At 68.6% G+C, this 13490-nt stretch carries 13 protein-coding genes; 8 read left to right on the forward strand and 5 right to left on the reverse strand.

Features of this window, described 5'->3' with window-relative positions; translation table 11 throughout:
- Positions 1-3: 3 nt before the first annotated feature.
- From L8M95_RS11550 to moaCB, 4 genes are all read right to left on the reverse strand, one after another.
- Entirely contained in the window at positions 4-987 is a 984-nt protein-coding gene (locus L8M95_RS11550) for an ABC transporter permease (RefSeq protein ID WP_260486283.1), read from the reverse strand.
- Positions 984-1724, reverse strand: coding sequence for an ABC transporter ATP-binding protein (locus L8M95_RS11555; RefSeq protein WP_260486284.1), 741 nt, complete (start codon positions 1722-1724; stop codon positions 984-986). Before L8M95_RS11555 ends, L8M95_RS11550 begins: the two co-directional genes overlap by 4 nt.
- A gap of 323 nt (positions 1725-2047) precedes the next feature.
- Positions 2048-2479, reverse strand: coding sequence for a molybdenum cofactor biosynthesis protein MoaE (locus tag L8M95_RS11560; protein ID WP_260486285.1), 432 nt, complete (start codon positions 2477-2479; stop codon positions 2048-2050).
- Positions 2476-3531: a bifunctional molybdenum cofactor biosynthesis protein MoaC/MoaB gene (moaCB, locus tag L8M95_RS11565; protein WP_260486286.1), complete on the reverse strand. Its 1056-nt coding sequence runs from the start codon at positions 3529-3531 to the stop codon at positions 2476-2478. The genes L8M95_RS11560 and moaCB overlap by 4 nt, the downstream gene beginning before the upstream one ends.
- Before the next feature lie 85 nt (positions 3532-3616).
- Between moaCB and L8M95_RS11570 the strand changes: the two genes are divergently transcribed.
- The 6 genes from L8M95_RS11570 (at position 3617) to L8M95_RS11595 (ending at position 10598) form a co-directional block, all read left to right on the forward strand.
- Entirely contained in the window at positions 3617-4705 is a 1089-nt protein-coding gene (locus L8M95_RS11570; protein WP_260486287.1) for an NADH:flavin oxidoreductase/NADH oxidase, read from the forward strand.
- 286 nt (positions 4706-4991) lie between these two features.
- The gene (locus L8M95_RS11575) at positions 4992-5942 is read left to right on the forward strand and encodes an ABC transporter permease (protein ID WP_260486288.1); all 951 of its coding nucleotides are present in this window, start codon (positions 4992-4994) and stop codon (positions 5940-5942) included.
- Positions 5939-6823: an ABC transporter permease gene (locus L8M95_RS11580; protein ID WP_260486289.1), complete on the forward strand. Its 885-nt coding sequence runs from the start codon at positions 5939-5941 to the stop codon at positions 6821-6823. Before L8M95_RS11575 ends, L8M95_RS11580 begins: the two co-directional genes overlap by 4 nt.
- Positions 6824-7951 carry an ABC transporter ATP-binding protein gene (locus tag L8M95_RS11585; RefSeq protein ID WP_260486290.1) on the forward strand — a complete coding sequence of 376 codons (1128 nt, stop codon included), beginning with the start codon at positions 6824-6826 and terminating at the stop codon, positions 7949-7951.
- Positions 7948-8988 (forward strand): ABC transporter ATP-binding protein, encoded by a 1041-nt coding sequence (locus L8M95_RS11590; RefSeq protein ID WP_260486291.1) that lies wholly within the window; start codon positions 7948-7950, stop codon positions 8986-8988. Before L8M95_RS11585 ends, L8M95_RS11590 begins: the two co-directional genes overlap by 4 nt.
- Positions 8989-8999: 11 nt before the next feature.
- Positions 9000-10598 (forward strand): ABC transporter substrate-binding protein, encoded by a 1599-nt coding sequence (locus tag L8M95_RS11595; protein WP_260486292.1) that lies wholly within the window; start codon positions 9000-9002, stop codon positions 10596-10598.
- Positions 10599-10698: 100 nt separating this feature from the next.
- Here the strand turns inward: L8M95_RS11595 and L8M95_RS11600 are convergent, their stop codons facing one another.
- Positions 10699-11676, reverse strand: coding sequence for an alpha/beta hydrolase (locus tag L8M95_RS11600; protein WP_260486293.1), 978 nt, complete (start codon positions 11674-11676; stop codon positions 10699-10701).
- Positions 11677-11944: 268 nt separating this feature from the next.
- Between L8M95_RS11600 and L8M95_RS11605 the strand changes: the two genes are divergently transcribed.
- A complete protein-coding gene (locus L8M95_RS11605; protein WP_260486294.1) occupies positions 11945-12991 on the forward strand; it encodes a hypothetical protein in 1047 nt (348 codons plus the stop codon).
- Positions 12991-13461 (forward strand): nuclear transport factor 2 family protein, encoded by a 471-nt coding sequence (locus L8M95_RS11610; protein ID WP_260486295.1) that lies wholly within the window; start codon positions 12991-12993, stop codon positions 13459-13461. The genes L8M95_RS11605 and L8M95_RS11610 overlap by 1 nt, the downstream gene beginning before the upstream one ends.
- The last annotated feature ends 29 nt before the right edge of the window (positions 13462-13490 follow it).

Below are 13490 nucleotides of genomic sequence, written 5' to 3' on the forward strand. Positions count from 1 at the left end.
GGCTCATCGCTTGCCCCAGGCCGGGGACCACGTGCCCGCGATCCGGCGGCCGAGGATCCCGAAGATCCAGAAGGCGACCAGGCCCAGGAGGCAGGCGACGAGGACGGTGGAGAGCATCTCGGCGGAGGCCAGGCGGGAGCTGTAGCGCTGCAGGAGCAGTCCGAGTCCGGTGGCGCCGCGGCCGAAGAAGAAGTCACCCACGACCGCTCCCACGACTGCCAGACCGGCGGCGGACTGCAGGCCGACGAACACGTCGGGCATCGCCGCCGGGAGCTGAAGTTTGAGCAGGCGCGTCAGCGGGCTCGACCCGGCGAGCGTGAACAGGTCGTGCAGGCCCCGGTCGGCGCTCAGCAGTCCCTGCAGAGGGTTGATGATGAGCGGGAACAGGCTGATGATCACGCAGACCACGACCCGGGCGAACAACTCGTAGCCGAACCAGAAGCCGATCACGGGGACGATTGCGAGGATCGGCACCGTCTGCAGGAAGACCGCCCAGGGGTAGACCGAGCGCTCGACCCACCGGGCCTGGGACATGGCGATGGCCAGTGTGAGTCCGAGCACGATCGACACGGCCAGACCGATCAGTGCGGCCTTGGAGGTGACCCAGAGCGCGCTGAGTTGGTCCGCGCGGACCTCCGGGTCGAGGAAGCCCTTGCTGATGACCTCGTGCGGGGGCGGGAGTAGGAACTTCTGGTCGGCGTCGAGGACCTGGTAGCTGATGACGTACCAGACGGCGAGCATCGCAACCAGCAGCATGAACGGCGGAAAGGCGGTGATGGCGGCGGAGCGGAGTTTCGGCAGGACCCGCGTGTCGCGTCCTGACGCCTCCTCTGTCGCGGCGGTGGACACCGGGGCAACGGTCTCCACTGTCGCGATCTGCTCCGGGTTCGGTGCCGCACCGGTCTGCGGCGCAGCGTCCGCAGGGGTCCACGGCGCGGAATCCTCGACTTCGGTGTTCTCAGGGATGGCCACTCTGTGCTCGGTCATGACGCGTCCTCCAGGGCTTGAGCGACCCGGCCCTCCAGCTCGGCGAACTCCGGGGTGTAGCGGAGGTCCAGGGTGCGCGGGTACTCGAACGGGATCTCGAATTCGCCGACGATGCGACCGGGCCGGGCCGACATCACCACGACCCGGGTGGAGAGGAAGACGGCCTCTTCAACGGAGTGCGTCACGAACAGTCCGGCGAACCCGCCGTGCAGGAACAGGTCCATCAGGACGAGGTTGAGTCGGCCGCGGGTGATCTCGTCGAGTGCGCCGAACGGCTCGTCGAAGAGGAACACCTCGGGCTGGAGGACGAGCGACCGGGCGAGGCTCGCGCGCATCCGCATACCGCCGGAGAGCTGGTGCGGCAGGTGGTCGCCGAAGTCGGCCAGGCCGACGACCTCCAGCGCCTCATCCACAGCCTCGCGGACCGCGGCCTTGGGCTGGCCGGCGAGCTCGGCCATGAGACCGACGTTGGCGCGCACCGTGCGCCACGGCATGAGGGTCGCGTCCTGGAACACGTACCCCACGCTGTCCGTGGAGAACTCCACCGAGCCGGTGGTGGGCTTGTCGAGGCCTGACGCGAGTCGCAGGAGCGTGGATTTCCCGCAGCCGGACGGGCCGATGATCGAGATGAACTCCCGCCGATCAGCCTTCAGATCACACGGAGCGAGGGCGTCCACGGATCCGAAGGAGCGGCCTACCTGACGGAAGTCGACGAGGGGGCGCGTGGTCGATGTCATGCCGGTGACACTAAGTGTCCAAATCGGCGAAATCTGTTCCGTTTACTGGGCTTTTACTGGTCGACCGAGACTTTTTCTGCCCTGTTACAACCGCAGGGTCAGAGGGACAGATTCCGGGACCTGACCCACTATCCCGCCGCCTGGTCCGGGGCTGTGGCGGCACCCGGACGCCAAGGTGGCGTCCTCCCCTGCGCCGCGGCCCGCGGGTCGTGCGAAGGGTGGAGTGAGAGTCGCTGCGGGACAGCGGAAAACGACCCGGAGGCTGGTCCTGGGACGTCGTCAGAGCCGTGACGGCGCAATGGGACGGGCCGCGGCCGCCCGGGTCAGCAGTCGCCGACACCCACCCATTCGGAGACGCCGTCGGTGAAGCGCTGCCGCTTCCAGATGGGCACCCCGTGCTTGAGCCGCTCGATGAGCTCCGAACACGCCGCGAACGCCTCGGCCCGATGCGGAGCCACAGCGACCACCACCACCGCGACCTCGCCCACCGGCAGCACGCCCACGCGGTGGACGGCGGAGACGCGCGCCGAGTGCTCCGCCGCGACCTCGTCGCAGAGCCGGGCGAGGGTGTCGCGGGCGGTGGGGTGGGCGGAGTACTCGATGTCCAGCACGCCGCCCCGGCCGCCGTCGTGATCGCGCACCACACCGGAGAACGTCACCATCGCGCCGTCGGCGCTGGTCCACACGCTCTTCTCGACCTCGCGCGGGTCGATCACCCGGTCGGTGATGTCCACGAGTGGACCGGAGTCGCTCATCGGTGTCCTCCTCCGTGGGCGTGGACCTCGAGCAGGTGCTCGAGCAGCTCGTCGAGAACCGCCAGTCCGTCGCGGACCCCGCCCGTCGAGCCCGGCAGGTTCGCCACCAGGGTACGTCCGGCGAAGCCCGCGAGACCGCGGCTCATGGCGGCCGTGGGTGTGGCCGCCAACCCGCGGGCGCGCATTGCCTCAGCGACCCCCGGCAACTCCAGGTCCAGGTGGGGCGCGGTGGCCTCGGGCGTGCGGTCGTCGGGGGCGACACCCGTGCCGCCGGTGGTGAGCAGCACGGCGGGGGACCGCCGCACCTGCTCGGTGACGGCCGTCGCGATGTCGGCGTCGGCCACCACGTGCACCTCGACCGGGGAGAACCCGCGCTCGAGGAGCCATCCCTCGATGGCGGGGCCGGTGGTGTCCTCGCGGTGGCCGTGCGCGGCGGCGGTGGACGAGACGACGACGACACCACTTCGGCCGGAATCGAGCGCGGCGGGCCCGGTGTTCGCGCGCGCCACCTCGTCGTCGTCGTTCCCGGTCGCCTCCTCGGATTCTCGCGTCCAGTCACCGCGTTTGCCGCCCGTCTTGGCGGCGAGGCGGACCCCGTCCATGGTGGCGAGCGGGTCGACGGCCTTGACCATGTCGTGCAGCGTCAGTCCGGCCACCGAGACGGCGGTCAGGGCTTCCATCTCGACACCCGTCCTGCCCGTCGTCTTGGCGGTGGCCTGCACGTGGATCTCGCCGGCCTCGTCGTCGAGGTCGAAGCTCACCTTGACCGAGTTCAGCGGGATCTGGTGGCACAGCGGGATGAGCTCGGAGGTCTTCTTGGCCGCGCCGATCCCGGCCAGGCGGGCGGTGGCCAGGACGTCGGCCTTGCCCAGCGAGTCTCCTGCGACCATGGTCACGACGTCGGGGCGGGTGCGGAAGACCCCCCCGGCCGTGGCGGTCCGGGTGGTGACGGCCTTGTCGCCGACGTCGACCATGCGCACGCGGCCCTCGGCGTCGAGGTGGGTGAGCTGCGGCTCGGGTGGTGAGCCCTGTCCGGTCGGCGCGTCAGTCATGCCGTTCACGGTAGTCGGCCGGGTGCGGCGGGCTCCGGGGGTGCGGCGAGGCGGGGCGTCACGGGGTGCGGGTTTAATCGCGGACATGGCGATGCTCTTCGAACCGATCCGTATCCGCGGCCTCGAGATCCGGAACCGGGCGTGGCTCTCGCCGATGTGTCAGTACTCGTGTGAGGACCGTGACGGGGTGCCCACGCCGTGGCATCTCGTGCACCTGGGCGCGCGGGCGCAGGGCGGGTTCGGCCTGATCCTCGCGGAGGCCTCGGCGGTGGTGCCGGAGGGGCGGATCAGTCCCGAGGACGCCGGGCTGTGGAACGACACGCAGCGCGACGCGTGGGCGCCCATCGTGGACTTCGTGCACTCCCAGGGGGCGGCGATCGGCATCCAGCTGGCGCACGCCGGACGCAAGGCGTCGGCGTACCGGGCGTGGCCCGGATACCCGGTCGGCTCACTTCCGCCCGAGGAGGGTGCGTGGACGACGGTCGCGCCCTCGGCGATCGGGTTCGGCGACATGGCGAGACCGGAGGCGCTGGACGCCGACGGGATCCGCGCGGTGGTGACCGCGTTCGCCGACGCCGCCCGCCGAGCCGACCACGCCGGGTTCGACGTCGTGGAGATACACGCCGCCCACGGGTACCTCATCCACGAGTTCCTCTCGCCGCTGTCCAACGAGCGGGACGACTCCTACGGCGGTTCGCGCGACAACCGGGCCCGGCTGCTGCTGGAGATCTGCGACGCGGTGCGGCAGGTGTGGCCGGAGGGTAAGCCACTGTTCGTCCGGATCTCGGCGACGGATTGGGTGCCCGGCGGCTGGACCCCGGAGGATTCGCGCTGGTTGGCGGGCCGGCTCGCCGAGCACGGGGTCGACCTGGTGGACGTCTCCTCGGCCGCCAACACCCCCGACCGGCCGCCGGTCGAACTGGAGCAGGGCTACCAGGTGCCGCTGACCGAGGAGGTGCGCGCGTCCGGCGCGGTGCTGGCCGGAGCGGTGGGGCTCATCAGTGACCCGGAGTACGCCGAACAGCTGCTGGTCGACGAGCGCGCTGACGTGGTGTTCCTCGGGCGCGCCGCGCTGCGCGAGCCCGCCTGGCCACAGCGCGCGGCTGCCGAACTCGGCCTGGACTGGCGGCAGACGCCGTACCCGCCGCAGTACACGCGGGGCAAGTGGGACTGAGTGCCTGAGATGTAGCTCCGGCGCATGCCAACACCTCGCGGCTGGCTGCGCCGGGTGCACTGCGCCCCGGTCAATTCGGGCCCGAACCTGCGGGCGGTGACAGCTTCCAGCCGCATGGACGACGTGTCCGGCGACCAGATGCCAGCTCACGTCCATCGACCTCGGTGACCGGGCGCCCTAAGTTCCCGCTCACTGGGACGTGCTGTGATCTCCATTACATCCGGACGGAATGCTCGCTGAGAAGAAAGTCCTCGGAGAGCCATCCGTATTCGGGTAGGGGGTGCACATGCTTGGGCGTCTGACTGTGCCGGCACGACGGTTGGTCGTGCTGCTGTCGACACTGATACTCGTGTCGATCGTGTCATTCGGGCTGGTCGAGGTCGCCGAGGGTGAGGCCATCGACACGATCCTCCCGCAAGGGGCTACAGAAGTGGAACGTGCGGCGGTAGCAGCTGCGTACGGACTCGACGGCCCCCTCGTGACCCGCTACCTCGACTGGCTGAGCTCAGCTGTGACCGGCGACCTCGGCCGCTCGATCGCGAGCCGGGTCCCCGTCTGGGACGAGCTCATGACCCGCTTGCCGGTCACCATCGAACTGGCCGTCCTCTCGACGTTGCTGGCCTTGGTGATCTCGGTCCCGATCGCGGTATGGGCGGGTTATCGCTCGGGCGGGATCGTCGACCGGGTGAGCGGGGCGCTGGTGTCCGTGACGATGGCGATCCCGAACTTCCTGCTGGGCCTGGTGCTGGTGTTCATCTTCGGCGTCACCCTGCAGGCCTTCCCGGTGAGCGGGTGGGTGCCAATGTCCGACGGCATTCCAGAACACCTCTCCCGCCTGGTCCTTCCGGTGATGACGCTCGCGGCGAGTCAGTCCGTGCTGTTCATCCGAATCCTCCGCGGCGACATCGCCGCGACGATCGGTGAGGACTTCATCCTCGCGGCCCGCGCGCGGGGCATCCGGACCCCCGCGATCCTCGTCCGACACGCGCTACGACCGTCCGCGTTCGCGCTCCTCACGGTACTGGGGCTGTCTCTCGGCCAACTGATCGGCGGCACGGTGATCGTGGAGCAACTCTTCGGGCTGCCCGGAATGGGGCAGACCCTGATCGCCGCGATCAACGGGCGCGACATCTTCGTCGTCCAGGGCGCAGTGCTCCTGGTGGCGGTGGGCTATGTGCTCATCAACACCCTTGTCGACCTGGCTTATCCGCTTCTCGATCCGAGGGTGCGCTCATGACCATCACCGAAACCACGCCAGTAGCAGCGGTGGCCGATCAGACCACGAAAAGCGCCGCTGCCACACCTAAGCGACGTCGCCCGTCGATCGTCACCGTTCTGGCCATCGCCTGGCTCGCGATCATCATCTCAGCGGCCGTCCTCGCCGACGTGTTGCCGCTGTCCGATCCCGGGGCGGTGGGTACGGCGTACCGTGCCGAGCCCGGTTCGGCGGGCGCGATCCTCGGTACCGACGCACTCGGACGGGACCTGCTGTCACGGGTGGTCCACGGCGCCAGGCTCTCGCTGTCCGTGGCGTTCGGCGCGACGGCCGTCGCTGCAGTGGTGGGGACCGCTATCGGGCTTTTCGCCGGATACCTCAGGGGCGGGGCCGACTTCGCCACCGAGATCCTCACCTCGACGGTTCTGGCGTTCCCGCCACTCATCCTGCTCATCGCCTTGGCCGCGGCTCTCGATCCCAGCGTCCGGATGCTGGTGATCGGGTTGGCCATCGTCGGAGTACCGAGTTTCGTCCGCGTGGCGCGGGCGGCCACGATCGCCCACGCGAGCCGGGAGTACGTCCAGGCCGCGCACACCCTCGGTGCGTCCACCCTGCGGATCGTCACTCGCGAACTGCTGCCGAACATCGTGCGTCCCGCCCTGTCGTTCGCACTGGTGATCGCCGCGACCCTGGTGGTCGCCGAGGGTTCGCTCAGCTTCCTGGGGCTCGGTGTCCCGCCGCCAGCACCGAGCTGGGGCGGAATGATCGCGCAGGGTCAGAACGACCTGGCCCGAGCGCCCTTCATCGTCGCCGTGCCCGGGATCGCGTTCTTCCTCACCGTCTATTCGCTCAACACCCTCGGCGACGAACTCTCGGCACGTTTCGGCAAGGGGGACAGGTAGATGACGACCGACCTGACGATCAACACCCGGGCGGCCACCCCGCAAGCGGAACCGGCCGCCGAGGCCGCGACGGTACTGCGGATCCGAGACCTCCGGATCACCTTCGACACCGCGTCCGGCCCGTTGCGAGCGGTGGACGGGGTCGATCTCGACCTCCGGGCCGGGACCACCCTCGGAATCGTGGGTGAGTCCGGGTCAGGAAAGTCCGTGCTCTCGCGAGCGGCGATGGGGTTACTTCCGAAGAGCGCACGCTACGGCGAGAACTCGGTCATCGAATTCGACGGCCGCCGGTTGTACCCCGATCCGCCGAAAGGCCTGTCGGACCTGTGGGGTAACGAGATGGCCCTGATCTTCCAGGACCCGATGACCTCGCTCACCCCGGTGATGACGGTCGGCGCCCAACTGGTCGAGACACTGCGCCGGCATCTACCGCTCGGCCGCCGGGAGGCGCGCATTCGTGCCGTCGAGTTGTTGCGCCGAGTGGGTATCGCGGATCCGGAACAGCGGATGCGCGCGTACCCCCACCAGATGTCGGGAGGTATGCGTCAGCGGGTGATGATCGCCCTGTCGATCGCGTGCGACCCCACACTGCTGTTCGCCGACGAGCCCACCACCGCGCTCGACGTGACAGTTCAGCGGCAGATCCTCGACCTGCTCGGTGATCTCCAGTCTCGACTCGGGACGGCGATGGTCCTCGTGACCCACGACCTCGGTGTGGTCGCGGGACGGGCCGACCGGATCGCCGTGATGTACGCGGGCCGGATAGTCGAGACAGCGCCCACGCGCGACTTGTTCCACAATCTCGCCCACCCGTACACCTCTGCGCTCCTGGAATCGATCCCGCAGTTGGACTCGCCCAGTGGTACGAGGTTGAAGGCCATCGGCGGGTTGCCGCCGCGCGTGGTGGGAGAACCTTCCGGATGCGCGTTCGCTCCGCGCTGTCAGCGCGCGACGGACCGGTGCCGCTCCGAGGTGCCGTCGCTGCTGCCCTTGACCCCGGTTCGGGTCGACGACGGCAACGACGCCGAGCGCATGCCGTCCGCCCACCCCGCGGGTCACCTCCCCGTCGCCGGCGAGGACGTGCACTCGGTGGCCTGCCACTTCCCGCTGACAGGAGAAGAACGATGACCGGAGCACCGCCGCTGCGCATCCGAGATCTGACGGTTCAGTTCAACGACGGCCGGGGTCGGGTCATCCATGCCGTGAACGGGGTCGATCTCGAAGTGCCCTCGGGTACCACGGTCGGCGTCGTGGGAGAGTCCGGTTGCGGCAAGTCCACCATCGCCAAAACGATCGCCGGACTGGTCACGGCCACGGCCGGCTCGGTCGAGGTGTTCGGCGATGACGTCACCCGGGCGGGGAACAACGCCGAAGCCAGAGCTCGGCGTCGTCGTTGCCAGATGGTCTTCCAGGACCCGATCTCCAGCCTCAACCCACGTCGCCGCGTGGGCGACATCGTCGCCGAGGGGCCGCGGATACACGGACTTGAGGCCTGCGGCGCGCAGGAGGGACACACGCTGGAGGAGCACGTCGACCGGATGCTCCGCGCGGTCGGTATCGACCCGGGGGTCGCGCGCGACCGCCGCCCGGGCGAGTTCTCCGGTGGTCAGTGTCAGCGGATCTCCATCGCGAGAGCCCTGGCCGCCGGGCCGGAGTTGCTCATCTGCGACGAGCCGGTCTCGGCTCTCGACGTCTCGGTCCAGGCGCAGGTGCTCAACATCCTCGCCGACCTGCGCGAGCAGTTCGGGCTGACGATGGTGTTCATCGCACACGACCTCGCCGTGGTCAAGAACGTCTCCGACCGCGTGGTGGTGATGCACCTCGGCGCGATCTGCGAGGAAGCCGGTTCCGACTCCCTCTTCACCGCCCCGCGACACCCGTACACGGTGGGACTCATGGCAGCGATCCCGAGGCCGGACCCCGATGCGCAGATGCCCGAGGTGGCGGTCCTCGGTGACGTGGGTTCGCCTGCGGATCTGCCCCCGGGGTGCACCTATCACCCCCGGTGCCCGCTGGCGACCGACCGTTGTCGGACGGAGGTCCCCGGACTACGCGAGCTCGCGCCGGGGCACCGTGTCGCCTGTCACCACCCGGTGGCTTCCGGCAGCGACGGGATCCGACCACTCTCCCTGACCCCGATCTCCCATTCCCACACCCAGAATTGAGGACCAACACGATGCGCAAGTCAGCGTTAGCCCGGATCGTGGCACTCGGTGCCGCGGTCTCCTTCGTCGCCGCATGCGGCCAAGGTGGTGCCCAGACAGATTCCTCCTCCGGACAACCCTCCTTCGAGAAGGCGTTCGAGACCGCTGGTCCGGCCCCCGAGGGGGAACCGCAGGCGGGAGGAACCGTCCGCTTCGCCTACGCGGCGGAGCCAGTCTCCGTGGATTCGGTGAACTGCGGAAGCGGCATGAGCTGGATGGCCTGTACCGCGGTGTACGGCGGCCTGGTGACCTTCGACCCGCGGACGCTGGAGTACGGACCGGGGCTAGCCGAGAGTTACGAGTCGGAAGACGGTCAGCAGTGGGAGATCACCCTCCGACCTGAACTGACCTTCACTGACGGAACCCCGCTCGACGCGGAGGCGGTCGCCTTCAACTGGGAGCGGGCTGCCGACCCCGTCAGCCGGAACGCGGCTCGCGAGACGGTCGACTCGATGGAGTGGGAGGTCCGCGACGATCGCACCCTCGTGGTGACCCTGGACGAGGTCAACTACCAGTTCCCGTCCCTCCTATACACCTCGCTCGGCATGATCGGATCTCCGACCGCGATCCGCGAGAAAGGCGAGGACTTCGCCCAGAACCCGGTCGGGGCCGGCCCATTCGTCCTCGACAACTGGTCCCGGGGGACCGAGATGAGCTTCGTCCGCAACGACGATTACTGGGACGCGCCGCGGCCCTATCTGGACAAGCTGGTGATCGTCACGATCGCGCAGGAGCAGCAGCGCGCCAATGCCCTCAACAGTGGGGACATCGACATCAACACCACCACGGTGCCGATGACGGCCAACGAGCTTCGGGAGGCCGGGCGTTCCGAGGCCCGCATGCTCAACCTCGCCGGCTCCGGCATCCGGTTCAACATGACGGAGGGGCCGACGACCGATGAGCGGGTCCGCCTGGCGATCGCCCATGCCGTCAACCGGGCGGCGATCCGCGAGGCCGTGTGGTCCACCGGCGCCGGGCCGGGGACGTTCGCCGTGGAGGGCGGTGCGCTGTTCGACCCGGAGACCACTCTTCCCGAGTACGACCCGGAGCGCGCACAGGAGATCGTGGACGAGATCCGCGCGGAGAACGGTGGCGAGGACATCGTCGTGGAGTACAGCTCGCTCGCGGGCGTGTCAATGATGATGGAGGAGGGACAGCTACTCAAGGCCCAGATCGAACAGATCGACGGGCTCACTCTCGAGGTGGTCGACCATGACGCGGCGACGTACGGCACCCGTGTCCTCGGTGGCGAGTTCGAGGCCCTTTCCGCCAGCATGGGCCTGCTGCTGGACCCGGCGGCGCTCTACTCCCTGCACTCCGGCAGTAACGAGAATCTCCAAGGCTATTCGAACCCGGAGTACGACCGGAACATCGACCTGGCCCGAGCCACCCCGGACCCGCAGGAGCAGATGAAGTACTCGAAGGAGGCGGTGAAGCACTACGTCCAGGACGTGGCCGGCATCCCGTGGACGCCGGGCGCCACCTACTGGTTCCACAGCGGGAACATCGGCGGAATCGCTCCGGGTTACAACTACTACCTCCGCCCGGATCTGCTCTGGCGCGCCGACTGACACCACGTAGCCGAGGAAGGAACACCCCCGCCCCGATCCCGTCCGAGTCAGTGGACGGGATCGGGGCGGGGCCTTTCACGCCTGCGGGCCGGTCTGACCGCTACGGAGAATCGGCGAACCGCGCGGCGACCAGGGCGCCCACCTCGGCCACCGCGGTGCGCGCACGGGCTACCGACGCGACCTGCATCGCGAACCCGTGTCCGATTCCGGGGTACCGCAGCAGGGCCGTCGGGACACCGTCCTCCCGCATGCGCTCGCCGTACTGTTCGACACCGTCGCGGATCGGATCGCCGTGACCGACCGCGATGATGGCCGGCGGCAGTCCGGCCAGCGAGTTGGCGAGAGCGGGATTGGCGTAATGGTCGTCGTGTGAGGGGTCCGGACCCAGGTAGAGGTCCTTCATCCAATCGATGTCCGCGGCGTCGAGAAATGGACTCGCGCCGAATTCGCGCATGGACGGACGATCGCGGCGCCGTTCGACACCCGGGTAGAACAGCACTTGTTGTGCGATGGCGGGACCGCCTTCGTCTCGGGCGCGGAGGCAGGTCGCGGTGGCCAGACCGCCGCCGGCGCTGTCCCCGCCGACCCCGATGCGACGGGGGTCGAGGCCGAGGCGCTCGGCGAATTCGTGGGCCCAACACAGCGCCGCGTAGGCCTCGTCGTTTCCGACCGGGTACCGGAACTCCGGGGCGAGACGGTAGTCGATGTTGAGGAGGACCGCGCCGGTCGCGGCCGCGACGTCCCGCGCCAGCCGGTCGAAGGAATCGAGCGTGCCCATGACCATGCCGCCCCCGTGGTACCAGACGAGTGCCGGCGCGGCCGGTTCATCCGCCACCTCGGGCGGGGTGTAGATGCGAACCCCCACCCACCCGTGTGGGCCCTCGAACCCGGTGTCACGAACCGAGCTCATATCCGGACCGGGTGGGCGTCGGATCGCCTCGAGCATGGCCCTCGCGCCCTCGACGCCCAGTAGGTGCAGTGGACCTGCGCCGGCGAGTTCCATGCGCTCGATGATCGCGACGATGTCGGGGTCCCAGGCGTGGGTGCCCGCCGAAGGGGCTGCGGGGATAGACGTCATCAACTGCTCCTGTTCACCGTGATCGAACGGTGCTCCCACCACCGTCGAGGCCCACGAACGCGGGCCGCGGGCTGCCGACGGTACCGCCGGCGGGGTGACTACAGCCGGGACCTTCCCATCACCCGGGACAGGCGATCCCTCGGAGAGCGTGAACGGTTTCTCAACCGCTCTCCCGCTCGGTGGGACCGGGCCTGGCACGCCCGCACCGCGCAGTTAGCGTGAGCGTCGTCACATCCAGAACAAGCTGGTCAGGCGAAAGAGGTTCCCCATGACGGCCAATCTTCTACGGCATCCGATGACCCCGATCGCGCCACCGACGCTGATGCCCGACTTCTTCTCGCCCGACGAGGTGGCGACGATAAGATCGGTGATCAGGTCGCACGCCCCGTGGCGGATGCTTCTCGCGCACCACTTCTCGTCGACCGAGGAGTATCTCGCGGTGTCGGGGGGCAAGAACCGAAATCCCGACGCCACGCTGTCGGACTTCGTCGCGCCCGTGTTCCGCGGCATCCTCGCCAACGCAGGCGTTGTCTACTACCCGGAATTGAACGACATCTACTTCGGACGGAAGCTGCTCGATACCGCCCGGTCGCTGCACGGCGCCGAATACGGCATGTCCTATGACCTGCTGTTCAACCTCTGCGGACCGTCGCACAGCTTCGACGCGGGCCACTTCGACACCGGTAGCTTCCGGGGTATCGGTCTGCACAACTCGCCGATCTGGCTGCTCGCGGTGATGGCCAAGTCCGGGCTGTTCGATGCGTGGGAGGTCAAGACCGCGCAGGTGATCACGTACTTCTACGACTCCGATATCGACGGCGGGTTCACCTACTGGCCGGATGGTCCGGACCGCGAGCCCGCCCGCTTCGAAGCGCCGTTCAACAACACCGCGATCCTCACGGACAACTCGCGGATGTACCACCGGCGGGAGTCGAACGGCCCGCGTGACCAGCGTGACTACCCCGAGATCGATCTGTCCTCGACGCTGCACCCGGTCGGGGAGGACGAGTGGTCGATCCGTAACGGTGACACCGAGATCCGTCGGCTGAAGGATTCCGATACGAGGATGCTCCTGCACTACACGGCGCTCCTCTTCGACGACCGGGAGGACGTCCGGCGGTACCAGGAGCACACCGACGATCTGACCCAGGGGCAGGTGTGCGAGATGCTGATCGCGGACATGCGGTCCAAGGGCGTCACGGTGGCCGAGCCAGCTGATCCGCTCACCGACACCGCGTTCATCGCCATGCTCACCGACTTCTACGCGATGGCTCCGGAGATCTACCCCGCCGAGGCTCCGCTGGAGAAGCGTTGATGGGGGGCGAACTCGCCGAGCTGCTGGGTGCGTGGTGGTTCCACTACGACGAGTGGGATGAGAAGCGGCTCCGCGGATTGGTGACGGACGACGTGAGGTTCACGTGCCGGACAGACAGTGGCACGACCGACTACGAGGAGTTCGTCCGTGTCGACGCCGTCGGTGTGGACGAGGTCATGGCATGGCAGCGGGATCATCGCCGGGGCAGTCCGTACCCACTGCGTCACAACGGCTCCAACGTGCATGTCACCGCCACGACGGGCGGCGTCGTCGAGTTCGCCTCGTACATCTTCGTCACGAAGACCGTCGATGGGCGCCCTCTAGCGCTGTCGTCGGGCACGGCCAGCGGAAAGGTGGTTCGCACCGAGGTCGGTTGGAGGATCGCCCAGCTCGACATCGTCCTCGACACCACCGACTCGCAGCAGTACGGCGATCTGGTAGCAGACGACCAGCTCGAGTCGAGGGCCTGATCTCGGGCTCCGGCCCTTTCACACCACGT

It is taken from the genome of Dietzia sp. B32, from assembly GCF_024732245.1.
In the GTDB taxonomy this organism is placed as follows: Bacteria; Actinomycetota; Actinomycetes; order Mycobacteriales; family Mycobacteriaceae; genus Dietzia.

What these genes read in the sequence shown, in the direction of transcription:
- L8M95_RS11550 (WP_260486283.1), bottom strand. Translation starts at nt 987, where the DNA reads ATGACCGAGCACAGAGTGGCCATCCCTGAGAACACCGAAGTCGAGGAT.
- L8M95_RS11555 (WP_260486284.1), bottom strand. Translation starts at nt 1,724, where the DNA reads ATGACATCGACCACGCGCCCCCTCGTCGACTTCCGTCAGGTAGGCCGC.
- L8M95_RS11560 (WP_260486285.1), bottom strand. Translation starts at nt 2,479, where the DNA reads ATGAGCGACTCCGGTCCACTCGTGGACATCACCGACCGGGTGATCGAC.
- moaCB (WP_260486286.1), bottom strand. Translation starts at nt 3,531, where the DNA reads ATGACTGACGCGCCGACCGGACAGGGCTCACCACCCGAGCCGCAGCTC.
- L8M95_RS11570 (WP_260486287.1), top strand. Translation starts at nt 3,617, where the DNA reads ATGGCGATGCTCTTCGAACCGATCCGTATCCGCGGCCTCGAGATCCGG.
- L8M95_RS11575 (WP_260486288.1), top strand. Translation starts at nt 4,992, where the DNA reads ATGCTTGGGCGTCTGACTGTGCCGGCACGACGGTTGGTCGTGCTGCTG.
- L8M95_RS11580 (WP_260486289.1), top strand. Translation starts at nt 5,939, where the DNA reads ATGACCATCACCGAAACCACGCCAGTAGCAGCGGTGGCCGATCAGACC.
- L8M95_RS11585 (WP_260486290.1), top strand. Translation starts at nt 6,824, where the DNA reads ATGACGACCGACCTGACGATCAACACCCGGGCGGCCACCCCGCAAGCG.
- L8M95_RS11590 (WP_260486291.1), top strand. Translation starts at nt 7,948, where the DNA reads ATGACCGGAGCACCGCCGCTGCGCATCCGAGATCTGACGGTTCAGTTC.
- L8M95_RS11595 (WP_260486292.1), top strand. Translation starts at nt 9,000, where the DNA reads ATGCGCAAGTCAGCGTTAGCCCGGATCGTGGCACTCGGTGCCGCGGTC.
- L8M95_RS11600 (WP_260486293.1), bottom strand. Translation starts at nt 11,676, where the DNA reads ATGACGTCTATCCCCGCAGCCCCTTCGGCGGGCACCCACGCCTGGGAC.
- L8M95_RS11605 (WP_260486294.1), top strand. Translation starts at nt 11,945, where the DNA reads ATGACGGCCAATCTTCTACGGCATCCGATGACCCCGATCGCGCCACCG.
- L8M95_RS11610 (WP_260486295.1), top strand. Translation starts at nt 12,991, where the DNA reads ATGGGGGGCGAACTCGCCGAGCTGCTGGGTGCGTGGTGGTTCCACTAC.